The sequence below is a fragment of the Paraburkholderia sp. 32 genome, from assembly GCF_050435345.1.
Taxonomy (GTDB): domain Bacteria; phylum Pseudomonadota; class Gammaproteobacteria; order Burkholderiales; family Burkholderiaceae; genus Paraburkholderia; species Paraburkholderia tuberum.
On record NZ_JBNDKD010000003.1, the window covers coordinates 2,696,419 to 2,722,114 of the forward strand.

The window sequence follows — 25,696 nt, forward strand, 5'->3', positions numbered from 1 at the left end:
GCCCGAGATCACGTCGAAAAAAGGTTACGCAGTGTCAGATGCAACCAGCCAATTCGCGCGTTGAATAAAAAAACCCGGTTCAAAAACCGGGCTTTCTTGCAGGGCCGCCTGCGCTAACCGCAGTGCAAAATCACTGCACCACCACCACCCCAAAATTCTGCCGTCCAAACGGACTCACGTGATACCCGCTCACGTTCGTGCGCGTGATCGCGGCAGCGGTCGGATAGCCGAGCGGAATCCACAGCGCTTCGTCGTGGATGATCTGCTGCGCGGCTTCATACGCTTTCGTGCGCTTGGCGATATCGGACGTCGCTCTGCCCTCGGCGATCAGCTTGTCGAGGTCCTGATCGCAGAAGCGCGCGAAGTTGATGCCCGACTTCACCGCGTTGCAACTGAAGAGCGGCGACAGATAATTGTCCGGATCGCCGTTGTCGCCGGCCCAGCCCATGAACAGCGTGTCATGCTGACCCTGCTTCGCCTCCTTGATCAGCTCGCCCCATTCGATCACCTTTACGTCCGCCTTCACGCCGATCTTCGCGAAGTCGGCCTGCAGCAGTTCGGCACCGGCCTTCGGATTGGGATTGAGCACGCTGCCATTCGGACGCACCCAGATCGTCGTTTCAAAACCGTTCGGATAGCCCGCGTCGGCGAGCAGCTTCTTCGCCTTCGCCGGGTCGTACGGCCAGCCCTTGATCGAGTGGTTGTAGCTCCACGTATTCGGCGGAAACGGGTTCACGGCCGGTGTCGCGGTGTTGTCGAACACGGTCTTCAGATATGTCGTGCGGTCGAACGCCATGTTCAGCGCGGCGCGCACCTTCTGGTTTTCAAGTGCCTTCTGCTGCGTGTTCAGCGCGACGAAGGCTGTCATGAACGCGGGCGTCTGCACGATCGCGAGCGACTTGTCGTTCTTCGCGTCGGCGAGATCCTGCGGCTTCGGCGACAGCGCGATCTGGCATTCGCCAGCCTTCACCTTCTGCGCGCGCACGGTCGCGTCCGGCGTGATCGCGTAGATCAGGCGCTCGATCTTCGGCTTCGGTCCCCAGTAGGTCGGGTTCGCGTCATAACGGATCACCGCGTCTTTCGTATAGCTTTTCAGCACGAACGGGCCGGTGCCGATCGGCTTCGCATTCAGATCGACCTGCTTGCCGGCCTTCAGCAACTGGTCCGCGTACTCGGCCGAATAGATCGACGCGAAGCCCATCGTCAGGATCGACAGGAACGTCGCGTTCGGCTCGTTCAGCTCGAACTTGACCGTGTTGTCGTCGACCTTGGTAATCGACTTGATCAGCTTCGGCAGCCCCATCGATTGCGCATGCGGGAAGCCGCTCGCGCCCGCCACCTTGTGCCACGGATTGCTGTCGTTGAGCATACGGTCGAACGTGAAGATCACGTCGTCGGCATTGAGCGCGCGGGTGGGCTTGAAGTAGTCGGTGGTTTGGAACTGCACGTTGGGGCGCAGGTGGAACGTGTACGTCAGGCCGTCGGGGCTCACTTCCCACTTGTCGGCGAGCGCGGGCACGACCTTCTTCGCGGCTTCGTCGAACGACACCAGCGAGTTGAAGATCACGTCGGCCGATGCATTCGTCGTGACGAGCGAATTGAACTGCACGACGTCGAAGCCGTCGGGGCTCGATTCGGTACAGACGGTCAACGGTTTGGCGAGCACGAGCGCGGGCGCAGTGAGCAGGATGGCGGCTGCGAGCAGTTTGAAGCGCATAGGATCTCCGGTAACGAGCGCAGTCAGGCAGTGCGTCTGGTTGTGTTTATGGCGGCGATGCGTGAGCGGGCAGGTCAGCGGTCCCGGCGCGCGCGTCGCCACGATTGTGATACGTTCCCGGCGCCGTCGTACAGGTCGGGCGATCCCGGCCCGAGGCCTGGGGGCCGGCCTTCGAGGCCTGGCCGGCGGCGCGCCTTCGCGAAAGCTTATCGAAGCGCCATTTTGGCGACAACAATTTAATCGACATATCCATATGGGGGCGGCGCGACCATGCCGCCGCCTCAGGCTGCGGCGGCCTGACGCAGCAGGTAGCCGATGCCACTTATTGCGCGCACGCCGTACCACGACGTCATTTCCCCATCGATCAGATCGATGCGCTTGCCGGTGAGACGCGGATCGCGCGCGAGCGCATCGCGATGCGCGGCCGTGAAGCGGTACGGCTCGCTCGACAGCAGCACGCGCTCGACCTGCGCGAGCCACGGCGCGTCATCGAAGTCGAGCGTGGGGTAACGCGCGGCGCCCGCGCTGCCGCCGCGCACGTCGGGCAGCGTATGCCAGTTCACGAGGCGCAGCATCGCGGCGATGTAGGTGTCGCGTGCGACGCTCATCCACGGTTCGCGCCAGATCAGGTACAGCACGTTCTGCGCGGCGAAGGCGTGAGCGCCGGCTTCGCGCAGACGCGCTTCGAGCGAGTTGCTCAAGCGCCGCGCTTCTTCTTTACGCCCGAAGATCGCGCCGAGCAGCGCGAACAGCGCGAGGTTGTCGTGCGGCGTCTGCGGATGGGTGACGACGATGTGCGGCACGAACGCGCGCAGTTGCTCGACGGTGTCGCGTTCGTTCTCGTCGACATTGACGATCAGATGGGTGGGGCGCAGCGCGCGGATCGCGTCCAGTTTGACGGCCTTCGTGCCGCCGACCTTCGGCACCGCCCGGACCTTGTCGTGCGGATGCACGCAAAAGCCGGTGCGCCCGACGATCTGCCGTTCGAGGCCGAGCGCGAACAGCGTTTCGGTGAGGCTCGGCACCAGCGACACGATGCGCGCGTCGGTGCCCGCGGATTCGTGCGCGACGCCGGCTGCATCGACCGCACGGGACTGCATGGCTTACTCGGTGGCGGCGCGCGGCTTGCGCGGCGCGCGTTCGAACACGCGGTCGTAGAGCCAGCGCGGCAGCACATGCAGCAGCATCGCGGCCACGCGCATCTGCCACGGAAACACCCCGAACGACGTCTGCCGTTCGACCGCCCGCGCGACCTTCGCCGCGAAACGGTCCGGGTCCATCAGGAACGGCATGTTGTACGGATTGTGCTCGGTCATCGGCGTGCGGATATAGCCGGGCGCGATCGTGACGACCCCGACGCCGAACGGCCGCATCTCGACGCGCAACGCCTCGAGATACTTCAGGGCCGCCGATTTCGACGCGCTGTACGCGCCCGAACCGGGCAAGCCGCGCACGCCCGCGACGCTCGCAATGCCGACCAGCGTGCCGCGCTTCGATGCGGCCATCGCGGCGGCAAATGGCTCGAACGTCGCGACCATGCCGAAGTAATTGATGTCCATCACCTCGCGGAACGTGCGCAGATCGCCGTGACCCGTCAGCGCGCCGCGGCTGATGCCGGCGTTGGCGATCACGACGTCCGGCAGGCCGTGCGCGGCGATGAAGCGCGCGGCCGCATCGGCGAGCGCTTCCGCGTCGCGCACGTCGACTGCATAGATCGAGACGGTGTGCTGGGGATGGGACCGCTGGAACGCGGCGAGCGCGTCGCCGCGGCGGGCGACGAGGCCGAGAATCGCGCCGCGCCGTGCGTATTCGCCGGCGAGCGCAAGGCCGATGCCGCTCGAAGCGCCGGTAATGAAAACCTTCAGCGGAGAGCTCATACCGGCGCCTCGTGATTACATCTTCTTGGCGCGGACTTGCGAGACGAGGTAGTCGAGCACCTGGATCGTGCCCGGCAGGGTGCCGGTCGCGGCCGGGCCGGTTTCATACTTGCCCTGCACGGCGAGCGTCGGCACGCCATCGATCTTGTAGTCGTCGAGCAGCTTCTTGTCCTTCTGCAGCGCGCTTTGCGTCGAGAACGAGTTGTACGCTTCCATGTACTTCTTCGGATCGACGCCGAGCGTCGCGAGGTATTTGCTCTGGTCTTCCGGCGTCAGCAGATAGTTCTTGTTGACATGGATTTCGTTGAACACCTTCGGCGTCAGTTCGTTCGCGACGCCGAGGGCGTCGAGCGCGTGGTACATCTTCGAGTGCGGGATGAAGTCGTCGCGGAAGGCGACCGGCACGCGGCGGAACACGACGTCCGGGCCCTGCTTCTTGACCCAGGCTTCGAGGAACGGGTCGAATTCATTGCAATGCGGGCAGCCATACCAGAAGAATTCGGTGACTTCGATCTTGCCGGCCGGCACGTCGGTCGGTTGCGGCGAGGCCAGCACGGTGTAGTCCTTGCCGGCAACCGGCGCGGTCGGCGACGCATGCGCGCTGGCCCCGATCAGGCCCAGCGAGAGAAACAGGATGCTCAGCAGCTTTTTCATGTTGTGTAGACCCAGATAAGGCGGTAGCGCGGCGACGCCATGCGAAAGGCCCGTCGCCGCTGGTCGGATTCGGTGTGGCCGCCCGCCACAATACAGGTCGAAGCGGCCATCGTGCTTGTGACCCGCGCGCCGCGCGGATAGTTCGACGCACCGTGCGAGCCGACATTACCGTTTATTTATTGTTTGGTGAAGCGGATCACCGCGGTATCGACACCCGCGTCCGACAGACGCTGACGGCTCGAATTCATGTCCTCGAACTTCGAGAACGGCCCGATGCGCACGCGGTAGTACGTGACGCCGCCGGCATCGCGCTGCGTGACCTTCGATTCGAAGCCCTGGAACGCGAGGCGCGCGCGTTGCTGTTCGGCATCGGCGGCGGTCTTGTACGCGCCGACCTGCAGGAAATAGCCGGTGTTCGCCTCGCCCGGCGCCGGAGCGGCGGCCGAGCCCGGCTTGGCGTTGGCGACCGTGGTCGCGCTCTTAGGCGCGGAGCCTGCCGCCGTGGCGGCCGGCGCGCTCGAGGTCTGCGGCTTCTTCGCCGGCGCCGGCGCGACGATGCCGCCGGTGCCGTTCTCCTGCGCGGGATTCGGCGCGACCGCCGTGCCGTTGTTATTCGCGTTGCCGCCCGACGGCGGCACTTCGACGATCTGCGGTTCTTCGAGCATGCCCGACTGGGTCTGGGCGTTGGTCTGGCCCGGCGCGGTGTTCGGCGGAGCCGGTTGCGCGGCCTGCGGCACCGGCTGGCCCGGCGTCTTGCCTTGCAGCGGACGGTTCGGATCGTATTGCGGCTGGCTCGCACCGTTGTCGGTCGCCGCTGGCGGCGCGACCTTCGACACGAACGGCGTAGGTGCACGGGTGATATACAGCGCCACCACTACCGCGATCGCCAGGCCGACGATCAGGCCCAGCACGATGCCGAGAAAAGTGCCCCCGGTTTGCTTCGATTGCTTTGTTGTGCGGCGTGGTTTTGCCATCGTACGAATCACCTGCAAAAAGAATCCAGGAACGGCCGCCGATTATAACGACGGCCGCGCGCATATTACGCTGGAGGAGTTACATCTTGACGGGAGCGGAGACGCCGATCGTCGCGAGACCGTTGGCCAGCACCTGGCGCGTGGCCGCGAGCAGCGCGACGCGAGCGTTGCGTTCGGCCGCATCGTCGACCAGCACGCGCTCGGCACGGTCATTGTAGAACGAGTGAAATTCGCCGGCGAGTTCGCGCAGGTAGAAGGCGACCGCGTGCGGCGCGAGTTCGTCGGCGGCGTGCTGCAGCATGTCCGGGAATTCGGCGAGCTTGTTGAGCAGCGCCATCGAGCGCTCGCTTGTCAGCGGCGCGAGATCCACGCTTGCGAGCGCGTTCTCGTCCAGGCCGTAGCGCGCGTTGCACTCGGCGATCACCGAGCAGATGCGCGCGTGCGCATACTGCACGTAGTGCACCGGATTCTCGTCGTTCTGCTTCAGCGCGAGGTCGATGTCGAACACGAACTCGGTGTCCGCCTTGCGCGAGATCAGGAAAAAGCGCACCGCGTCGCGGCCGCGGCGAATGGTTTCCTCGTCGATCAGATCGACGGCCGCTTCCGAGCCCGGCTTCGCGCCGCCCGACCATTCGATCAGGTCGCGCACCGTCACGTAGCTGCCCGCGCGCTTCGAGATCTTCACCTCTTCGCCGTTGCGCATGACCGTGACCATCTTGTGCAGGATGTAGTCGGGGTAGCCCTTCGGAATGCCGATGCCGAGACCCTGCAGACCTGCGCGCACACGTGCGATCGTGCCGTGGTGATCCGAGCCCTGCACGTTGATGACCTTGGTGAAGCCGCGCTCCCACTTCGCGACGTGATAGGCGACGTCCGGCACGAAGTACGTGTAGGTGCCGTCGGTCTTGCGCATCACGCGGTCTTTGTCGTCGCCGTCGTCGGTGGTGCGCAGCCACAGCGCACCTTCCTGCTCGTAGGTCTTGCCCGCGGCGATCAGCGCGTCGACCGTTTTCTCGACGCGGCCTTCCGTGTACAGCGACGATTCCAGGTAGTACTGGTCGAACTTCACGCCGAACGCCTGCAGGTCCATGTCCTGCTCGCGACGCAGATACGTGACCGCGAAGCGGCGGATCGCCTCGAGGTCCTCGACGTCGCGCGCGCCGGTGACGGGCTCGCCGTCGCTCGCCTCGACCGTGATGCCGTTCAGATAGTCTTTCGCGATGTCGGCGATGTACTCGCCGTTATAGGCCGACGCGGGCCAGCCTTCGTCGCCGGGGGCGAGGCCGCGTGCGCGTGCCTGGGTCGACAGGGCGAGCGTGTGGATCTGCACGCCGGCGTCGTTGTAGTAGAACTCGCGGTGCACGTCCCAGCCCTGCGACGCGAGCACGTTCGCGAGCGCGTCGCCGAGCGCGGCCTGGCGGCCGTGGCCGACGTGCAGCGGGCCGGTGGGGTTGGCCGACACGAACTCGATCAGCACGTGCTTGCCGGCGTCGCGCCGTGAGCGGCCGTACGCGTCCTTCTCGGCGAACACGGCGGCGATCACGCCTTGCTTGGCGGCGGCCGTGAGCCGCAGGTTGATGAAGCCGGGGCCCGCCACTTCGGCGGTGTCGATCAGGCCTTTGGCCTGCGGATTGACGAGCAGCGCATCGACGATCTGTTGCGCGAGCTGGCGCGGATTGGCGCGCAGCGGCTTGGCGAGCTGCATCGCGACGTTGCACGCGACGTCGCCGTGCGCGGCGACTTTCGGGCGCTCCAGCGCGATGGCGGGCGAGACGAAGGCGGCTTCCGTCGCGCCTTGTGTGGCAGTCGCGACCTGCTTCACCGTCTCGGCGAGCAGTGTTTCGAGTGTGTGTTTGTGTGCGGGCAGCATGCTTGTTGCGAGTCCAGTGAGGCAATCCGGTAAGGCGGAAGAGGCGCCGGCCGAGGCCGGTGTCGCAAGCGTTGAACGCGGCAGCGCTTTGCGGCGCCGATGGCTGCGCCGCCGGCAGAGTGTCCCCCAGGCGATGCGACGAGACGCAAGCAGCGCAACCCGGTGGACTCCGCTCGGCGGCCCGCCGGCACGCAGGCTCGCGCGGCATGCGGATCGCGGCCGATGGTTCGACGCCCCCGCTTGGCCCACGTGCGCGATGCTCGTCGAGCCTTGCCATACGTGGCGCTGGGCGGCGCGCTTTTCCGTTCAGACGGATTTTAGCAGGTGCTAATATGTTCAATGAGTTGCCCACGAGGGGCTGGGGCCGCCGCGCCTTGCCGGCGCCACGTCAGGCGCGCGCTGTTGCCGCCCTTGGGACGCTCATGCATTAACCCGACATAACGAAAAAGGGAACAGTCATGCTGATTACTTTCAAGTGCCACGCCTGCCCGGACGTGATGATGCTGGAGAATCTGGCGCAGTATCTGGTTGGCATTGTCGGCAAACGCCTTGGGCAGCGGGGCGTCATTACTCACGACGAACTGGGCCCGGCCATCGAGAAGCTCGAAGCGGCGATCACCTCCGACAAGCAGGAGCGCGCCGAGCACGAGGGCCATTTCCACGAGGGCGAAGACGGCCGCGATCGTCACGAGATTCCGCCCGGTCTCGCGCAGCGCGCGTATCCGTTCCTCGACATGCTGCGCGCGGCGCAGAAGGAAAACGCGGATATCGTCTGGGGGCTTTGATTTCTGCTGGGTCCCGAGCGCCGCGGCCCGGTCTCGGAAGGCCTTCATAAGCGCTTTTGGGGCGCACTCAAAGAAAGGAGCCCGCTTGACGCGGGCTCTTTGTCATTCAGAGGGCTTGTCGGCCTCGCCGCTCACTGGCTCGCGGGGGCCGCCGAGGCTGCCGCGCCTTTCTTCATCTTTTGCTTCTTCGCCTTTTTGACATGCGCCTCGGTGGGGGGCGAGTAGGAGCTGACCGCGCTCGATCCGCCCGGCGCGGCGGGTTGTGCGAGCGCCACGGAAGCGCCCGCGGCCAGCGAAACAGCGGTCAATAACAGTGTCAGCTTCTTCATACGATTTTTCTCCGTTGACGGTTGCAATCTCGGTGAGCCGGCGCGTTGTGCTCGCGCCTGACGGGATGAAAGCCGACTCAGTCTACAAAGCCGAAATTGCGGTGGCGCCAAATATTCTGTCTTTCGGACTCGATATAGTCGCGCATGCGCGGCTCGGGCCGCACGGCCCGGCCACGTATCGCTTCACGCTCAAAGCAACGGCGCCAACGCGCGCTCGGCGTCCGCTTTCGTGAGCGACATCCGCTGCGCGTAGTCGTCGAGCTGATCCGCGCCGATCTTGCCGACCGAGAAATAGGTGCTGTCCGGATGCGCGAGGTAGAAGCCCGACACGCTCGCCGCCGGCAGCATCGCCAGCGATTCGGTCACGCTCATGTTGATTTCGTTCGCCCGCAGCACGTCGAACATGTCGCGCTTGACGAGGTGGTCGGGGCAGGCCGGATAGCCTGGCGCCGGGCGGATGCCTCGGTATTTTTCGGCGATCAGCTCGTCGCTGGAGAGGTTTTCGCTGTTCGCGTAGCCCCACAGGTCGCGCCGCACGCGCGCGTGCAACGCTTCGGCGAATGCTTCGGCGAGCCGGTCCGCGAGCGCCTTCAGCATGATCGCGCTGTAGTCGTCGAGATCCTTCTCGAACTGCCTCTCCTTCACGTCGACGCCAAGACCCGCCGTCACCGCGAACATGCCGATGTAGTCGGCGACGCCCGAGTCCTTCGGCGCGATGAAGTCGGCCAGCGAGCGGTTCGGTCGCATCACCCCGTCGACCACCGGCCGCACGCTCTGTTGACGCAGATTGCGCCACGTCAGCGCGACTTCGGTGCGCGATTCGTCCGTGTAGATTTCGATGTCGTCGTCGTTCACCGTGTTGGCCGGCAACAGCGTGATCACGCCGTTGGCCTGCAGCCAGCGGCCCTGAATCAGGCGCGCGAGCATCGACTTGCCGTCGGAGAACACGCGCCGCGCCGATTCGCCGACGATCTCGTCATTGAGAATCGCCGGATATGGGCCGGCGAGATCCCACGTCTGGAAGAACGGACCCCAGTCGATATAGTTCGCGAGCTCGTTCAGATCGAAGTTCTTGAACACGCGCCGGCCGATGAACTTCGGCTTGACCGGACGATAGCCTGCCCAGTCGATCTTCGTCTTATTGGCGCGCGCTTGCGCGAGCGTGACCATCGGCTGTGCTTTTTTGTTCGCATGCTGATCGCGGATGCGGTTGTAGTCGGCGTTCAGTTCGTCGATGTACTTCGCGGCGCCCTCGTCGGACAGCAGGCTCGAGGCGACCGATACCGAGCGCGACGCGTCCGGGACGTAGACCACCGGCCCGTCGTAGTGCGGAGAGATCTTCACCGCCGTGTGCACACGCGAGGTCGTCGCGCCGCCGATCAGGAGCGGAATCTTCTTGACGCGGAAGTAGTCGTCGCGCTGCATTTCCGATGCGACGTAGGCCATTTCTTCGAGACTCGGCGTAATCAGGCCCGACAGCCCGATGATGTCCGCGCCCTCGACCTTCGCCTTCGCGAGGATCTCGCTGCACGGGACCATCACGCCCATGTTGACCACTTCGAAGTTGTTGCACTGGAGCACGACCGACACGATGTTCTTGCCGATGTCGTGCACGTCGCCCTTCACGGTCGCGATGACGATCTTGCCCTTGGCGCGCACGTCGCCGCCGGCCGCCGCGAGCTGGCGCTTTTCTTCCTCGATGAACGGGATCAGATGCGCGACCGCCTGCTTCATTACGCGCGCCGACTTCACGACCTGCGGGAGGAACATCTTGCCCTGGCCGAACAGGTCGCCGACGATGTTCATGCCGTCCATCAGCGGACCTTCGATCACGTTGATCGGACGGCCGCCTGCAGCGGCGATCTTCGCGCGCACTTCCTCGGTGTCTTCGACGATGAACGTGGTGATGCCGCTCACGAGCGCATGCGCGAGACGCTTCTCGACCGGCTGCTTGCGCCACTCGAGGTTCTCTTCCTTCTTCGCGGCGCCGCTTTTGAACTTGTCGGCGATTTCGAGCAGGCGGTCGGTGCCGTCTTGACGGCGATTCAGCACGACGTCTTCGACGAGCTCGCGCAGTTCGGGATCGAGTTCGGCATACACGCCGAGCTGGCCCGCGTTGACGATGCCCATGTCCATCCCCGCCTGGATCGCGTGATAGAGGAACACGGTGTGAATCGCCTCGCGCACCGGATCGTTGCCGCGGAACGAGAACGACACGTTCGACACGCCGCCGCTCACCTTCGCGTACGGCAGGTTCTGCTTGATCCAGCGGGTCGCCTCGATGAAGTCGACCGCATAGTTGTTGTGTTCCTCGATGCCGGTCGCGATCGCAAAGATGTTCGGATCGAAGATGATGTCCTCGGGCGGAAAGCCGACTTCGTTGACGAGCACGTCGTACGAGCGCCTGCAAATCCCGGTCTTGCGCTGGAACGTATCGGCCTGGCCCTGTTCGTCGAACGCCATCACGACCGCAGCCGCGCCATAGCGGCGAATCAGCTTCGCATGATGAACGAACGCTTCCTTGCCTTCCTTCAGCGAGATCGAGTTGACGATCGCCTTGCCCTGCACGCACTTGAGACCCGCCTCGATCACGTCCCACTTCGACGAGTCGATCATGATCGGCACGCGCGCGATGTCCGGCTCCGACGCGATCAGATTCATGAAGCGGACCATTGCCGCTTTCGAATCGAGCATCGCCTCGTCCATGTTGATGTCGATTACCTGCGCGCCGTTCTCGACCTGGTGGCGCGCGACGGCCAATGCTTCGTCGAACTGATTGTTCAGGATCATTCGCGCGAACGCTTTCGAGCCGGTCACATTGGTGCGTTCGCCAACGTTGATGAAGAGCGTCCCGGACGTGACGTTGAACGGCTCGAGGCCGGCAAGGCGCATGGTGTGATCGGTCATGGCGTGTGTGCGAGTCGGGTGCGTGCGTTAAAGGACGTGCAGGACGTGCAGGGCGTCGGGGCGAAGTGTTTCAGGCGGGCTCAGGCCGCGTCGCGATACTGGCTCGGCCACTTGCGCGGCTTCAGCTCGGCGAGCGCCTTCGCGATCGCCGCGATGTGCTCGGGCGTCGTGCCGCAGCAGCCGCCGGCGATGTTCACGAGCCCCGCTTCGGCGAATTCCTTCAGCAGGCCAGAGGTATCCGCGGGCAATTCGTCGAAGCCGGTGTCGCTCATCGGGTTCGGCAGGCCGGCGTTCGGATAGCACGACACGTAGGTGTCGCACAGCTTCGCGAGCTCGGCGATGTACGGACGCATCAGCGCCGCGCCGAGCGCGCAGTTCAGGCCGAACGTGAGCGGCTTCGCGTGACGCAACGAGTTCCAGAAGGCCTCGACGGTCTGGCCCGACAGAATGCGGCCCGACGCATCGGTGACGGTGCCCGAGATCATGATCGGCAGACGCTCGCCGGTGTTTTCGAACAGCTCGTCGAGCGCGAACAGTGCGGCCTTCGCATTCAGCGTGTCGAAGATCGTTTCGACGAGGAACAGGTCCGCGCCGCCGTCGAGCAGCGCTTTCGCCTGCTCGTAGTACGCGGCGCGCAGTTCGTCGAAGGTCACGTTGCGCGCGCCCGGATCGTTGACGTCCGGCGAAATGCTGGCGGTTTTCGGCGTCGGGCCGATCGCGCCGGCGACGAAGCGCGGCTTGTCCGGCGTTGTGTATTTGTCGCACGCGGCGCGCGCGAGCTTCGCCGATTCGATGTTCATCTCGACGGCGAGCGATTCCATGCCGTAGTCGGCCTGCGCGACCGTGGTCGCGCCGAACGTGTTGGTCTCGATGATGTCCGAGCCCGCCGCGAGATACTGCTCGTGAATCTCGGCGATGATCTGCGGCTGGGTGATCGACAGCAGTTCGTTGTTGCCCTTGATGTCGCGCGCGTAGTCCTTGAAGCGCTCGCCGCGATAGCTGGCTTCGTCGAGCTTGTAGCGCTGGATCATCGTGCCCATCGCGCCGTCCAGAATCAGGATGCGCGAGTTCAGCAGCGCGGGCAGCGCTGCGCCGCGGGTGTAGGCGGGCTCCGAACGGACTGGCGTGATGGATTGAGCAGGCTGGGTCATGGCGGACGAGGGCTTGCGCCGGCGTTGGCGGAAAACCTGTCATTGTAGCCGCAGCCGGGCGGATACGCCCGCCGCGGAGGAGACTGCGAGGCGCGGCCGGCAAAATCGACCGATACGAACGCGCCGCGCCGGGAATTCAGAAACGCGCTAACAAACGATGCAATAAAAAACGGCCCGGCAAGCCAAAGCCTGCCGGGCCGTTTAGTGCCGCCGACCGCTTGATGGAACCCGCCGGCAAAGCCGCGCGGTGCGGTCGATCGATGTCGCCAGAGCGCCAGCTGAACACCTCCGGTCAATGCAGGACCACCGGTTGATGCATCAGACTGTCGAATTGACCGAGGAATTCATCAACCTCGTCGAGCGTCGGCTCGCCTTCGATCAGCTTTTGCACATGCTCGCGAAAACGCGCCGCCATTGCCCCATCGATGTAGATTTCGCGCTGCATGTTCTTGTCGACAATCTCGTAGCCGCCCGACTTCATGGCAAGCAGACCTTCCTGCGGAGGAAACTCGACGACACAGTAGTTAGGGCTGTTATAGATCATTTGCATGGCGACACTCCTTATTTCCGTTGGGCTCCTGCCCTTTTCTGCACCGTAGGTGGAGCATGTGGGATGGAATTCAAGGGGTGGGTCCGGACGACGCAAGTAAAAACTCCGGACCTGACGGTTAGACTCGCCGCTCCAGAAACGATTCAAGCAAGGCGGCGAAACGCTGTGATTGCTCGATTGGCGCGAGATGCGCGGCGTCCAGCAACTCGAAGCGGGCGCCCTCGATCGCCTCCGCTATTGCCTGCGTAGCAGCAGGGGGCGTGCCAGTGTCGTGACGTCCGGCCACCGTCAGCGTCGGCGAGCGGATTGCGCCGTGCTGGCCGCGAAGGTCGAAATCGCGCAGTGCCTCGCAGGCCATCGCAAAACCTTCCGGCGAGGTGCGCGCAAATGTCTCACGGATCGGCTCGACCGCTTCGGGATGGCCGGCCTGAAAGTCGGGCGTGAGCCAACGCGCGATCGTCGACGGTAACAGCGCCTCCATGCCGTCGCTGCGCGCGGTGTGGGCGCGCTGATTCCACAACTCGCGGTTCTCGGGCGGAGTGCCGCCGGTGCTGTCGGCAATCGTCAGCGTGTCGATGCGCGATGGATGGTCGAGCGCGAACTGCTGCGCAATCATGCCGCCGAGCGACAGGCCGACCAGGTGCGTCGTCCGCGCGCCGAGGGCATCGAGCAGTTTGGCGAGATCGTCGGCCAGATCGCGCATGGCGAACGGCTCGCGCGCAACCGCGCTGTGGCCGTGGCCGCGCACGTCGTAGCGCAGCACCGTGTAATCGTCGCGGAAATAGCCTGCCATCTGATCCCAGATGGAGAGATCGCCGCCCAACTGATGGATGAACGTGAGCCACGGGCCGCCGCCTTCGTTGCTCAGCACGTAGCGTGTGTCGATACCGTTGATGTTCACTTGCATGCGGACTCCTTTGAAGGAAACGCAGTGAAAAAGCGCGGTGGGTCGCCTCGTTCGCGCGAACGGGGCTCCATTGACGTGCGAGTCAGCGTTGCAAAGGAAGTTTCGCCGATCTCGTGCGGATTTGCTCGTGACACTCTGTCACGAAACCTGTCACGGTTTGATGATGGTCGGAGCGGTCGAATCGACCGGTGCAGCTGGGGCGGCCTCGGGTGTTACTGCCGATGCGTCGGCCGGAGCCGGCGCCGGCGTTGCAGGGCCCGTGGCAGCGGGGGCTGCGGCTGCAGCAGGCGTGGCCGGCGCGCCACCATTGCCGCGGTCATCCGGCGACTTGCCATCGACATTCAGCTTGCCGCGCCACACCAGTTCGAACTGGGTACCGTTCGGCTCCGTCTGCAGGATGCGCGCCGGCAGCCAGCCAAGGGACGGGGCGAGCCACACGTCGACGCGGCGCTGGTCGCCATCGTGCCGCGGCAGACGTTTGAAGTGACGCGTCTCCAGATAGCCTTGCGCGGCGCGGATCGTTTCGTCGCCGATCGTCTCGATCGGCCAATTCTCGCCGCTATCGGTATCGACGACGAAAAACTGTCGCGTCACGCCAGGCTTATAGGCGTCAGGATCGCCGCGCACGAGGCTCGCGAGCTGCATCACGACACTGAAGCGATCCTGTGCGCCGTCGGGCAACGGCAACGAGGCGGGCGTGCGCGTAAAGCCAACCTTCTTGTCGTTGCGATTGAAGATCGCGATGTCTTCGGCGCGACGGCCACGCTTTTCGCTGTACTGCGCCGGCGCGAGGCCAAAGGCATCGATGCCGCCGTGGCTCGAAAACACGAACGGACCGACGAACGGCAGCGGCACTGACACGACCATTTCGTAGCCCTGCCCGTCGCTCGCCCAATGGATCGTGCCGGGCGCGTTGCGCACGCCGTTGTAGAACGTGTCGTAGTCGAGTTCGGCCGACGGCGGTACCGAAAACTTCACGCCCTGCGACGCTTGCGGCGCGCTGGCCGCGGCAGGGGCGCTCGCGACGGCGCCACTGGCATTCGCATGGGCCGATGGATTCGCGTTCGCGGTGGCGGGTGGCGCGCTAGCCGCCACCTCCGATGCCGGCGTGGCCGCGGGCTCGTTCGGTTTGGCCGGTTGCAACGCGGTCATCACATGCTGCTCGCGCGGCGGCCTCGCCGCGGGCTTGCGTGCTGGCGCGGGCGGATGCGGTGCCGGCACGGCGGGCGGTGGCGCGGGTTGACGCTCGACCCTTTCGGGCGTCAGCAGCACGACCTGCACCGGCACATGCTCGCGATTCGCCGGATTCAGATCCACGCGATTGCGCTCGAACCATTGCGCCGCGATCCAGTGCACAACCGCGACGGCCGCGAGGACGGCGATCCAGCGCCACGCGCGCGCGCCGCGTCCCGGCCCGCTACCAAAAGCGGGCAGGCGATCATGACGGCGGTTGGCGGAAGCAAAATCCATCGGCGTTTGAATCGGTGAGAGCGTGAAAGGATACGGTGCGTATCAACCGTTGTCGCCACGCGGGGTCGCGCTATAGCCGAGTTCGTACGACAGCTTGCGCGCGCATTCGCGCAGCGCGGTATCGATCTCGCCGCCCCAGCGGATATCGAACGCGCCTTCATGGCCGAGCGCGACGAGACCGAGCGCGAGTTCGCCGGTCGAATCGAACACCGGCAACGAAAACGCGTGGATCGTCGGCAGCAGCATGCCTTCGACGCGCGCAGCCTCGTGCTCGCGCACCTCGGCGAGCACCTTGTCGACCTCTTCGCGGGTGCGTGGCGCGCCGCTATACGACGAGCGCCGCGAGTCGGCCAGCTCGCGCTCGAGCATCGCGGCGGTCTTGCCGGACGGCAGGTAGGCGGCGAACAGCAGACCGGTCGCCGAACTGAGCAAGGGCATCACGTCGCCGAGCTTCAGCGACGCCTTGGCCGGATAGCTCGACTCCATCCAGTGCACCATCGTCGGTCCCTGATTGCCCCACACCGCGATGCCGACGGTCAGGTCGAGCCGGTCGCGCAGTTCGGCGAGCGCGATGCGCGCGAGCTTCACACCGTCGACGCGAGCAAGCCGCGCGAGCCCCAGCTGCAAAGCGAAGCCGCCGAGTTCGTAGCGGCCCGACAGCGGGTCCTGCGCGACCACGCCGAGACGCAGAAAGCTGACCAGATAGCGATGCGCCTTCGCCGGACTCATGCCCGCGCGCTGCGCGAGATCGCGCAGCATCATCGCGCACGGCTCGTGGGTCAGCACGTCGAGCAGCCTGAAACCGACCTCGATCGACTGGATGCCCGAGCGCAGTTTTTCTTCGCCGGGTTCGCCGGGTTCGTCATCGGCGCCGGTGGCGTCGGTTGCATGGGCGGGATCGAGCAGATCGTCGGCGGACGCGGGGTCGGTGCGGGTGCGGATCGTGCCGGAGCGGGCGTTGGCGGACATGTGCAAAAGGCGCGTGCAGCGCGTTCGGTGATCGTAATGGAGACGGCTACGGTGACACGACGACGAACACGCAGATATTGGGCCGCGCCGATTCACCATCGTAGAATACATTCCTTCCATCGTCACTAATACACGGTTCACAGCTCTATGAAACTTGCCTCGCTGAAGGACGGCACGCGCGACGGTCAACTGATCGTCGTGTCCCGCGACCTGCACACTGCGGCCATCGCCGACGCGATCGCGCCCACGCTGCAGCGCGTGCTCGACGACTGGGCCTTTTACGCGCCGCAACTGCATGACCTTTACGATGCGCTGAACCAGGGCCGTGCGCGCAACAGCTTTTCATTCGACGCCAAAGAGTGCATGGCGCCGCTGCCGCGTGCGTTCCAGTGGGCCGACGGCTCGTCGTACGTGAACCACGTCGAGCTCGTGCGGCGCGCGCGCGGCGCGCAAATGCCGCCCGAATTCTGGACCGACCCGCTGATGTACCAGGGCGGTAGCGACGACTTCATCGGCCCGCGCGACGACGTGGCGTGCGCATCGGAAGAGTACGGCATCGACTTCGAGGCCGAAGTCGCGGTCGTCACCGGCGATGTGCGGATGGGCGCGACGCCCGAGCAGGCCCTGCGCGGCGTGCGGCTGGTCATGCTCGTCAACGACGTGTCGCTACGCAACCTGATCCCCGCCGAACTCGCGAAGGGCTTCGGCTTTTTCCAGAGCAAGCCGGCCACCTCATTCGCGCCGGTCGCCGTGACGCCCGACGAGCTCGGCGAACACTGGCGCGAAGGCCGCGTGCATCGGCCGATGATCGTCCACTGGAACGGCAGGAAGGTCGGCCAGCCCGACGCGGGCACCGATATGGTGTTTCACTTCGGTCAGCTGATCGCGCATGCCGCGAAAACGCGCAATCTGCGTGCTGGTGCCATCGTCGGTTCGGGCACGGTGTCGAACAAGGACGCGAAACGCGGCTACTGCTGTATCGCCGAGAAGCGCTGCTTCGAAACGATCGAGCACGGCGCGCCGCAAACGGAGTTCATGAAATACGGCGACACCGTGAGGATCGAAATGTTCGACGATGCGGGCAAGTCGATTTTCGGTGCGATCGATCAGAGCATCGCGCCGCTCGAATGAAGCGCGGCGCTCACGCAGCAATGCTGTGACGCGGGCGGCACGCGCGAAAGGGTTTCGCCCGATGCCGCCACTTGCGCGCGCGGCTACACTGCGGCAAACATCACAACCAAAACCCCGATGTGAGGAGGAGATGGTATGGACGCCTCCCTCCCGCGTCGGATAGGAGAGGCAGTAGGAACGGCGGAGCCCTCGCTATACCCGACGGCATCAGAGTGCCAAAGTGGTGGTGTCAAAACGACCAGGAAGGGTAAGGAGGGCTCGAAATGAAGACTACGACATTTGGCGTGGACCTGGCAAAGCGGGTCTTTCAGGTGCACTGGGTAGACATGGACACAGGCGAGATCAACCGTCGTCAGCTCAAGCGCGAACAGCTCGTGACGTTCTTCGCGAAGCAGGCGCCCGCGCTCATCGCGATGGAAGCGTGCGGCAGCGCCCATTACTGGGCACGCCGCTTCGCGAGCTTCGGTCATCAAGTCCGGCTCATTGCGCCGTCATTCGTCCGACCGTTTGTGAAGCGCAACAAGACCGATGTGGCAGACGCGCAGGCGATCTGGGAAGCTGCACAACGGCCGGAGATGCGTTTCGTCGCTGTGAAGAGCGAAGCGCAGCAAGCGGTGCTGACGCTGCACCGCGTGCGCGCACAACTGCTCAAGATGCGTCGCATGCAGATTAACCAGACGCACGGCTTGCTGTACGAGTTTGGCGCGGCAGTGCATCGCGGCTCGCACAGCATGAACGACGCGGCCCGCATGCTTGGCGAGCTGGCCGACGCTTTGCCCGCCATGGTCATCGACACGCTTCGCGAACAACTGCAGCGTATCGAAGCGCTCACGCGCGACATCCGTGCCATTGAACACCGGCTCGCAGCATGGTTGCGCCAGGACGAAGGGGCCACGCGGCTCGCCGCCATTCCGGGTGTGGGCCTGCTCACGGCGACTGCCGCCATTGCCACCATCGGCGAGGCGAGTACGTTTCGCTCCGGGCGCGAGTTCGCCGCGTTCCTCGGTCTGGTGCCACGGCAAAGCGGCACGGGAGGTCGTGTCAAGCTGCTGGGCATCAGCAAAAGAGGCGACGTGTACTTGCGTACCTTGCTGATTCACGGCGCGCGCGCAGTGCTCTCGCATCCGAAGCGCCTGAGCGACGCGCTGCAACGTTTGCTCGCGCGACGACCGTTCAATGTAGTGGTCGTCGCGCTCGCAAACAAAACGGCACGCACGATCTGGGCGCTGCTTGCCCACGCTCGAACGTACCAATCTGGTTACGTGGCTCACGCTGCGTAGAAGATCAACTAACTATGGAGACGTGGTCGCTAATAGGTTGCGCAGGTTGATATACATGTGATGGCGAAACAGGTCGGACCGCGGGGAAGCAAACCTGAATTCTGTCTTGTCCTTCGAGGACTCGCAGGAGATGAGGACTTCCCCGGCAGATTCCATCAGGGCCAGCGGATCACCATCCGCACCACAGGCCGGATATAAGTCTGCAACCTCATCCTGTCCGTCACACACCGAATATCACCTGGCAAACCGGGAGGCGTCCATATAAGACAGCATGCCGCGATTGGACTTCTCCGCAGCTGAACGTCGGCGCGCTTGCGCGTCGCCCGTTGAAGCGCGCACGAGCGCGCGTGGCTTGCGTCAACGTTTCAATCGCACCGATCCGAGCGTGACAGGCCAGGTGCTGAAGATTCTCGCGACCCACCCCGACGCGGTAGTGGTCGGCGCGGCCGGCACGCCTGCCGCGTTGCCGCCGAAAACGCTGCGCGAGCGAGGCTACAAGGGCGTCATCTATCACAACCACGGCGTCGGCAATAACGACTTCCTGCGCGTGTGCGGCGCCGATTGCAACGGCACGTTCCTGCCCGCGAGCCCGGTGCTGGTCGCCGCGCAATTGCCGGTCGATCATCCGGCGAAGGGTCTCGCCCTCGATTACATCGCGCGCTTCGAGGCGCAGCACGGGGCGGGCAGCGTGTCGGCATTCGGTTCGTACACGTCGGACGCGGGCGCGTTGCTCGAGCATGCGATTCCGCTCGCGCTGAAAGCCGGCGCGCCCGGCACGCCGCCGTTTCGCCGCGCGCTGCGCGACGCGCTCGAAGGAACACGCGGTCTCGCGGACACCAATGGCGTCGTCAACATGAGCGCGGCCGATCATCTCGGGCTCGATCAGCGCGCCCGCGTGATGGTCGAAATCACCAATGGCAAGTGGCTTTATCAGCCGCATTGAACGGGGCGCGCCGTTGCGCGCGCGACTGAACGAATCTCCTCCGGACTGCTCACCATGCCTCAGCCATCGCAACCGAACGACGCGTACTACGCGCACTACCAGTCGCTGCGTTTGCAGCGTCATCCGCATGGCGTGCTCGAAGTCGTGATGAGCGGCGAGGGCGCGAATAAAAGCGGCCTCGCGACCGCGAACGCACGCATGCATTACGAGCTCGCGGAAATCTGGCGCGATATCGATCGCGATCCCGATACGCGCGTCGCGATCATTCGCGGCGAGGGTAAAGGCTTTTCGGCCGGCGGCGATCTGCAACTCGTCGAGGACATGGCGAACGATTTCGAGGTGCGCACGCGTGTGTGGCGCGAAGCGCGCGATCTCGTCTACAACGTGATCAACTGCGGCAAGCCGATCGTGTCGGCGATGCACGGGCCGGCGGTCGGCGCGGGGCTCGTCGCGGGGCTGCTCGCCGATATCTCGATCGCGGCGAAGACGGCCCGCATCATCGACGGACACACGCGCCTCGGCGTCGCCGCGGGCGATCATGCGGCGATCGTCTGGCCGCTCCTGTGCGGCATGGCGAAGGCGAAGTACTACCTGCTGCTGTGCGAGCCGGTGAGCGGCGAGGAGGCGGAGCGCATCGGGCTCGTGTCGCTGGCCGTCGACGAAAGCGATCTGCTGCCGAAGGCGTTCGAAGTCGCGCGCAAGCTGGCCGACGGTTCGCAGACCGCCATCCGTTGGACCAAGTACGCGTTGAACAACTGGCTGCGCACGGCGGGGCCGGCGTTCGATACGTCGCTCGCGCTGGAATTCATGGGCTTCGCCGGGCCCGACGTGCGCGAGGGCCTGAGCTCGTTGCGCGAGCGGCGCGCGCCCGATTTTGGCGCGGGCGGTCCACGTAACGACCAACGATCGTGATGTCATACCCCACACGGTATGATCGAATCGACGCGCGCGGCATCGCGCGCTCCACCTATCATCCAGCACCGAGGCGACAACCATGACCGACACCACTGGCTCCGCGCCGCCCTTTCCCGGCTTCCCCGGTTTTCCGCCCGCTGAAATGCTCGATCGCATGTGGAGCATGATTCGGCTGTCGCCGTTCGGCGCCGCCATGACGGGCGCGCAGCCGGGTGGGGGCACGAGTCCGTCGCTGTCGATGATGTCCGACATGATGGCGCCGCTCACGAGCGTCGAGGAACTCGACAAGCGCATCACCGACATGCGCGCGGTCGAGCAATGGCTGAAGCTGAACCTGAGCATGCTGCAGTCGGCGATCCAGGCGCTCGAAGTGCAACGTGCGACGCTCGCGACGCTGCGGGCGTTCGGCGCGTTCGCGCAATCGTCGATGTCGCAGGCGGCGGCTGCTGCGTCGGGTGCCGCCGCGAGTGACGCGCCGAACACCGCCCCGAGCCCCGCCCGTGCGCCGAGTTGGACGAAGCCGGCCGAGCCCACGCCCGAAAGCGCCACGCAGGCCGACAGCGACGAAGAGGAAGCGCACGCGGCGCCCGGCTTCGATGCGTCCGCGTGGTGGAATCTGCTGCAATCGCAGTTCAACCAGATCGCGCAGTTCGCGATGACGCAGCCGTCCGTCGCGGTCGCCGCGGCGGGCGGGGGCACGCAGGGCAAGCCGGAAGCGTCGAAGGCCGCGGATGCGTCGGGCGCCGATGCGTCGGGCGCCGATGCGTCGGGCGCCGCCGCGCAAAACGCGAAGCCCGCCGTCAAACGGCCGGCGGCGAAGCGCGCCGCGCCGTCGGCCAAACGCGCGGCCGGAACGAGCGCGGCAACGCCGAAAAAGTCGACGTGAGCCGGACGGCGCGCCGGGAATCAGTGGCCGTTGATGAAGGCCACTGATCGGCTGCGTTTTTCCCTATTCCAGCGCCGGCGGTTTCCGCCCGCGCGAATCGCCGACTTTATTGAGAGAAGTCAATACCACCGTGCGCTCGCGCCGCTTCTGTCACGGGTTTCGTGGGAGGCGCGTGCTATCATTGTGTAAGCTTGATCTGGCTTTGGGGCGTGCGCCGAAAACAACCAATCCCGCCGCCCTCGCGTCAGTCGCCGCCGGCGCTACCGGTACGGGGCGGGACGGTGCGGTTGCCAGACCCAGACTGGCTCGACCTCAGGCAAAGGGTATCCCTCCCCACGGTTGGCCACGGCGCCTGATTCACGCTTCAGGCGCCAATACAAAAGCCCGGACTTCTTTGCTGCCCGATGCTTCTGGGCGGCTGATTAACGCGTAAAATTGAATGCTTGGCCGATAAACGGCGCGTCCGTTCGTCGTAGGTAAAAACGGCTACACGTAGCAGCAACAGACACACACAGTATGTGCAGAACAGGGGTGGGACTATGAACACCATGCTTTATCCGGAACTTTACAAATCGCTCGAATCCGTTCGATGGGACATGGAGAAGGACATTCCCTGGGACAAATTCGATGCATCGCTGTTGACCGACGAGCAAGCCGCGACGATCAAGATGAACGCGATCACGGAATGGTCGGCGTTGCCCGCCACGGAAATGTTTCTGCGTGACAACCATCACGACAGCGATTTCTCCGCATTCATGAGCGTGTGGTTCTTCGAGGAGCAGAAGCACTCGCTGGTGCTGATGGAATACCTGCGCCGCTTCAAGCCGGAACTGGTCCCGACCGAAGAGGAACTGCACGCAGTGCGTTTCGAGTTCGATCCCGCACCGCCGCTCGAAACGCTGATGTTGCACTTCTGCGGCGAAATCCGCCTGAATCACTGGTATCGCCGCGCCGCCGAATGGCATACCGAGCCAGTCATCAAGCACATCTACGAAACTATCTCGCGCGACGAAGCGCGCCACGGCGGCGCGTATCTGCGCTATATGAAGAAGGCGATGGCGCAAACCGGCGACATCGCGCGTGCCGCGTTCGCGAAGATAGGCGTGCTGATGGCGTCGGCGCGTCGCACCGAAAAGCCGCTGCACCCCACCAACCTGCACGTGAACCAGGCGCTGTTCCCGCGCGACACGATCCAGTCGCGTCTGCCGGATCCGGAATGGCTCGAGCGCTGGCTCGACGAGCAGATCCGTTTCGACGACGGCTGGGAAAAGAAGGTCATCGAGCGCATTCTGCACAACCTGTCGCTGCTGTTCGAACGCACGTTCAACACCGCGCAGGAACTGAACCGTTATCGCAAGGAAGTGGTCGCGCGTCTGCAAGCCGCTGAACAAAACCCGGCGCAGCAGCAGCCGGCGTAACGACTCAGGCGTTTCAGCACCGTATCAAACGGCGGTCCGGCAAGCGCGAGCTTGCCGGACCGTTTTGCTTCGGGCCGTCCACCGTGTATCGTGACGGCACCTGGCATTCCTGTTCCCGTCACGCCCCAACTCCCTAATTCCCCAACTCTGTGACCGTGCGATGACCGCCATCTTTGAACGCAAGATTCTGACGCGCGATGCCCTGGTGAAGCTTCGTCCTTCGCTGCGCGCGCCCGTCGTGTTTACGAACGGCGTGTTCGATATCCTGCATCGTGGTCACGTGACCTATCTGGCCGACGCAAAGGCGCTGGGCGCGTGCCTGATCGTTGGTGTCAATAGCGACGCGTCGGTGCGGATGCTCGGCAAAGGCGACGACCGGCCGATCAACAACGAGGCCGACCGCGTGGCCTTGCTAGCGGCGCTGGAAAGCGTCGATTACGTGGTGGGCTTCGGCGAGAAGACGCCGGTCGAGCTGATTTCCGCGCTGCGCCCGGACGTGCTCGTGAAGGGCGGCGACTATGACATGGACGCGCTGCCCGAATCGGCGCTCGTGCGCGGTTGGGGCGGCAAGGCGCTCGCGATTGCGTTCGAGCACGATCGCTCGACGAGCGCGCTGTTGAAGAAGGTGCGGACGCAGGGTTGATGCCGCCCGTTACCGCAAAACGCGCGGCGCACTGCTGAACTTCTAACCGACCGCGTCGCTCACCTGATTACTGCGGCAACTCCGATGTCGAAATCGGCGCCTGCGGCGCGGGTCCGCCGACCACCGCCTGGTCGGCCGCATCGGCGGCGCTGACCGGCCGCACCTTCAGCCAGTCCGGATGAATCTGGCGATTCAGATGATTCGGCTCGCGTCCGCTGGCGGTGGGTGTGGGGCCGAAGGCGCCAAGCAGCGCGACGAAAGCCAGCACGTTGACAACAATCAGAATGGCGATCGGCCAGCGAAGCATTGTGGGTGTTTCCAATTCAGAAAGAAGTTGAGCCTGGGGCGTGCGGGAAAGACTCGGGTTCGGAAAATGGGCGGCGAATTGCGCGCAACTCGGGCGCACGTTCTACACGTACATCACGCGCGACCCGGTCGCGAATCAAACGTTAGCCACGGCAGGCAATCAGCCGCTTTGCCGCGCCGTATCCTCGGCTGCGATCAGCGCAAGCCCTGACAGCACCAGCGAATCGTGGCGAGTATGCGGCACTTTCAGGGCGCTCGCCACTTCGTCGGCGGCGCCGCCGCTGACCACGAGACGCACCGGCACCTGCCACTCATCCTGCAGGTCCCGCCACATCCGCTCGATCAGTCCGGCCTGCGCCAGCGTGCAGCCCGCCGACAGCGAGCGCGGCGTATCCGTTGCGAAGAACGGCCCGCGACGGACCGCGCCGGTGGTATCGGCGGCGTCGAGCAGACCGCGCGCGCGCGCGGCGTCGAGCGTCGGCAGTTGCGCGGTGTGCTCACCGAGCGAGCGCATCATCAGCGTCCAGCCCGGCGCAATCAATCCGCCGATAAACGCGCCATCGGCGCGCAAGGCCTCGAGCGTCGTCGCGGTGCCGAAGGTCGCGAGCAGCAGATGCTCGCCGGGAAAGGTCGCGTGCGCGCCGATCATGCCGGCCCAGCGGTCGCTGCCGAGCGAGTCCGGTGTCGTGTAGCAATTGGTCACGCCGCATCGACGAGCACTTGCGCGGATCGTCGCGAGCGGCAGTCGCGGCCAGTGCGCGTCGACGAGCGCCGCGATGTGCGTCGCGACCTCCGCGCCCGCGACGTTGGAGAGCCACGCGCCGCATGGCGCCGGCCAGTCAGTCCAAGCGGGTTGCGCACCTGACCGCGCGCGTGGCCCGGCAAGGTCGTCATGCGCGAGCGCGCCGCTCGCCAACTGCGTCCCATCGGGCTGCACCAGCGCCCACTTGATCCGGCTATTGCCCGCGTCGATCAGCAGATATGGCGCGCGCTGCCTCATGCGACACCGTGGGCGAGGCGCAGCGACACGTCGCCGGTCGCGATGCTCTGGCGGCCCTCAGCCGTATCGAGCAGCAACTGGCCACGCTCGTCAACGCCCGCCGCCACGCCGTGCGCGAGCTCCTGGCCTTGTTCGAGCAGCACGACGTCGCGGCCCGCGTAAGCATGCACCGCGTTCCAGCGCGGCTGGAACGGCGCGAAGCCTTCGGCGCCGAAGCGCTGCAGCATCGGCTCGAGCGCGTTCAATTCGGCTGCCAGCGTATCGGTCAGATTCGCGTTCGGCAGCGCGCGTTGCAACGCGGTCGGCACGGTGCCGAGCGCCTGCGGCGGTACCTCGGCGTTCAGCGCGCCCACCTTCGCCGCGAGTTCGTCGGCGCCTTTCACGTTGGTGCCGATGCCGATCACGACCGCGCTCGCGTCGTCAGTGCTCCACGCGGTTTCGATCAGGATGCCGGCGAGCTTGTCGCCTTCGAGCAGCACGTCGTTCGGCCACTTCAGCGCGATCTGTCCGGGACCCGCGACCGGCAGCGAGCGCAGCCCGTCGACGAGCGCGACGCCCACCGCGAGACTCAAGCCCCCGAGCCCTTCGAGCGGTCGCGGCAAGACGCACGCGACCGAAAACAGCAGCGCGTTGCCGGGCTCCGCGTACCACGGCCGCCCACGGCGACCGCGCCCAGCGGTCTGCAGATACGCGACGCGCACGATCGGCCGCGGCAGCGCGCTCGCGCGGCGCGGCAGGGCTTTCACGTGGGTCATCAAGTCGGCGTTGGTCGAGCCGGTTTCTTCGACGATTTCGATCGGCCAGTCATGCGCATGCGCGCCGAACAGCTTGACCGCGCGTTCGCGATCGATGCGCCAGTCGGTCGAAGCCGACGACGAGGCTGGTGCCGCGCTTGTCGCTGCGGACGGGGAGGCGGGATTCTTGGAGGCATTCATGTCCCATATTGTAGCCACAGCGAACCCGCCCGGGACTCGAATGCGCAGCGGTGAACGGCGACGCCGATCGATGTGCATC

22 protein-coding genes and 2 pseudogenes are annotated in these 25,696 nt (G+C 65.2%); 8 read left to right on the plus strand and 16 right to left on the minus strand.

Annotated elements, in window-relative coordinates; all coding sequences use genetic code 11:
* Positions 1–130: 130 nt before the first annotated feature.
* The 6 genes from OKW26_RS35300 to argS form a co-directional block, all read right to left on the minus strand.
* Positions 131–1,717: an ABC transporter substrate-binding protein gene (locus tag OKW26_RS35300; RefSeq protein WP_429356516.1), complete on the minus strand. Its 1,587-nt coding sequence runs from the start codon at positions 1,715–1,717 to the stop codon at positions 131–133.
* Positions 1,718–1,998: 281 nt separating this feature from the next.
* Positions 1,999–2,817: a helical backbone metal receptor gene (locus OKW26_RS35305; RefSeq protein WP_184062636.1), complete on the minus strand. Its 819-nt coding sequence runs from the start codon at positions 2,815–2,817 to the stop codon at positions 1,999–2,001.
* A gap of 3 nt (positions 2,818–2,820) precedes the next feature.
* Positions 2,821–3,594, minus strand: a complete 774-nt coding sequence (locus OKW26_RS35310; RefSeq protein ID WP_429356517.1) for an SDR family oxidoreductase — start codon at positions 3,592–3,594, stop codon at positions 2,821–2,823.
* A gap of 15 nt (positions 3,595–3,609) precedes the next feature.
* Positions 3,610–4,248, minus strand: a complete 639-nt coding sequence (locus tag OKW26_RS35315) for a thiol:disulfide interchange protein DsbA/DsbL (RefSeq protein WP_018419246.1) — start codon at positions 4,246–4,248, stop codon at positions 3,610–3,612.
* A 176-nt stretch (positions 4,249–4,424) separates the two neighbouring features.
* On the minus strand, positions 4,425–5,222 hold the full coding sequence (locus OKW26_RS35320) for an SPOR domain-containing protein (RefSeq protein WP_260321301.1): 798 nt from the start codon (positions 5,220–5,222) through the stop codon (positions 4,425–4,427).
* A gap of 79 nt (positions 5,223–5,301) precedes the next feature.
* Positions 5,302–7,092, minus strand: a complete 1,791-nt coding sequence (gene argS, locus OKW26_RS35325) for an arginine--tRNA ligase (protein ID WP_429356518.1) — start codon at positions 7,090–7,092, stop codon at positions 5,302–5,304.
* A gap of 458 nt (positions 7,093–7,550) precedes the next feature.
* On the opposite strand from argS, the gene OKW26_RS35330 reads away from it, so the two are divergent.
* Entirely contained in the window at positions 7,551–7,877 is a 327-nt protein-coding gene (locus OKW26_RS35330) for a DUF1840 domain-containing protein (RefSeq protein ID WP_018419249.1), read from the plus strand.
* A gap of 131 nt (positions 7,878–8,008) precedes the next feature.
* On the opposite strand, the gene OKW26_RS35335 is transcribed toward OKW26_RS35330, so the two are convergent.
* The 7 genes and pseudogenes from OKW26_RS35335 to OKW26_RS35365 form a co-directional block, all read right to left on the minus strand.
* Positions 8,009–8,206 carry a hypothetical protein gene (locus OKW26_RS35335; RefSeq protein WP_018419250.1) on the minus strand — a complete coding sequence of 66 codons (198 nt, stop codon included), beginning with the start codon at positions 8,204–8,206 and terminating at the stop codon, positions 8,009–8,011.
* A gap of 189 nt (positions 8,207–8,395) precedes the next feature.
* A pseudogene (gene metH / locus OKW26_RS35340) lies at positions 8,396–11,125 on the minus strand (methionine synthase); the annotation flags it as partial.
* A gap of 68 nt (positions 11,126–11,193) precedes the next feature.
* Positions 11,194–12,264, minus strand: a complete 1,071-nt coding sequence (locus OKW26_RS35345) for a homocysteine S-methyltransferase family protein (RefSeq protein WP_184062618.1) — start codon at positions 12,262–12,264, stop codon at positions 11,194–11,196.
* Positions 12,265–12,556: 292 nt separating this feature from the next.
* Complete coding sequence (locus OKW26_RS35350; protein WP_062125693.1) at positions 12,557–12,814, minus strand: BTH_I0359 family protein; 258 nt, start codon at positions 12,812–12,814, stop codon at positions 12,557–12,559.
* A 118-nt stretch (positions 12,815–12,932) separates the two neighbouring features.
* On the minus strand, positions 12,933–13,721 hold the full coding sequence (locus tag OKW26_RS35355) for an alpha/beta fold hydrolase (RefSeq protein ID WP_184062616.1): 789 nt from the start codon (positions 13,719–13,721) through the stop codon (positions 12,933–12,935).
* A gap of 150 nt (positions 13,722–13,871) precedes the next feature.
* Positions 13,872–15,191: a DUF3108 domain-containing protein gene (locus OKW26_RS35360; protein WP_429356519.1), complete on the minus strand. Its 1,320-nt coding sequence runs from the start codon at positions 15,189–15,191 to the stop codon at positions 13,872–13,874.
* Positions 15,192–15,233: 42 nt separating this feature from the next.
* Entirely contained in the window at positions 15,234–16,160 is a 927-nt protein-coding gene (locus tag OKW26_RS35365) for an IclR family transcriptional regulator (RefSeq protein ID WP_429356520.1), read from the minus strand.
* 147 nt (positions 16,161–16,307) lie between these two features.
* On the opposite strand from OKW26_RS35365, the gene OKW26_RS35370 reads away from it, so the two are divergent.
* The 7 genes and pseudogenes from OKW26_RS35370 to rfaE2 all read left to right on the plus strand — a co-directional run bounded on the left by OKW26_RS35370 (position 16,308) and on the right by rfaE2 (position 23,376).
* The gene (locus OKW26_RS35370) at positions 16,308–17,291 is read left to right on the plus strand and encodes a fumarylacetoacetate hydrolase family protein (RefSeq protein WP_429356521.1); all 984 of its coding nucleotides are present in this window, start codon (positions 16,308–16,310) and stop codon (positions 17,289–17,291) included.
* A gap of 263 nt (positions 17,292–17,554) precedes the next feature.
* Positions 17,555–18,571: an IS110 family transposase gene (locus OKW26_RS35375; RefSeq protein ID WP_429353833.1), complete on the plus strand. Its 1,017-nt coding sequence runs from the start codon at positions 17,555–17,557 to the stop codon at positions 18,569–18,571.
* A 358-nt stretch (positions 18,572–18,929) separates the two neighbouring features.
* Positions 18,930–19,514, plus strand: a pseudogene (locus OKW26_RS35380) (ABC transporter substrate-binding protein); the annotation flags it as partial.
* Between the two features lie 54 nt (positions 19,515–19,568).
* Positions 19,569–20,426 (plus strand): enoyl-CoA hydratase/isomerase family protein, encoded by an 858-nt coding sequence (locus OKW26_RS35385; protein ID WP_090802811.1) that lies wholly within the window; start codon positions 19,569–19,571, stop codon positions 20,424–20,426.
* An 82-nt stretch (positions 20,427–20,508) separates the two neighbouring features.
* Complete coding sequence (locus OKW26_RS35390; RefSeq protein ID WP_429356522.1) at positions 20,509–21,315, plus strand: PhaM family polyhydroxyalkanoate granule multifunctional regulatory protein; 807 nt, start codon at positions 20,509–20,511, stop codon at positions 21,313–21,315.
* A 539-nt stretch (positions 21,316–21,854) separates the two neighbouring features.
* On the plus strand, positions 21,855–22,733 hold the full coding sequence (locus OKW26_RS35395; protein ID WP_184026492.1) for a ferritin-like domain-containing protein: 879 nt from the start codon (positions 21,855–21,857) through the stop codon (positions 22,731–22,733).
* Positions 22,734–22,893: 160 nt separating this feature from the next.
* Positions 22,894–23,376, plus strand: coding sequence for a D-glycero-beta-D-manno-heptose 1-phosphate adenylyltransferase (rfaE2, locus tag OKW26_RS35400; RefSeq protein WP_429356523.1), 483 nt, complete (start codon positions 22,894–22,896; stop codon positions 23,374–23,376).
* A gap of 67 nt (positions 23,377–23,443) precedes the next feature.
* Here the strand turns inward: rfaE2 and OKW26_RS35405 are convergent, their stop codons facing one another.
* From OKW26_RS35405 to OKW26_RS35415, 3 genes are all read right to left on the minus strand, one after another.
* Positions 23,444–23,683 carry a hypothetical protein gene (locus OKW26_RS35405; protein WP_090802818.1) on the minus strand — a complete coding sequence of 80 codons (240 nt, stop codon included), beginning with the start codon at positions 23,681–23,683 and terminating at the stop codon, positions 23,444–23,446.
* Positions 23,684–23,842: 159 nt separating this feature from the next.
* Entirely contained in the window at positions 23,843–24,682 is an 840-nt protein-coding gene (locus tag OKW26_RS35410) for a type III pantothenate kinase (protein ID WP_429356524.1), read from the minus strand.
* Entirely contained in the window at positions 24,679–25,617 is a 939-nt protein-coding gene (locus tag OKW26_RS35415) for a biotin--[acetyl-CoA-carboxylase] ligase (RefSeq protein ID WP_429356525.1), read from the minus strand. Before OKW26_RS35415 ends, OKW26_RS35410 begins: the two co-directional genes overlap by 4 nt.
* Between the last annotated feature and the right edge of the window lie 79 nt (positions 25,618–25,696).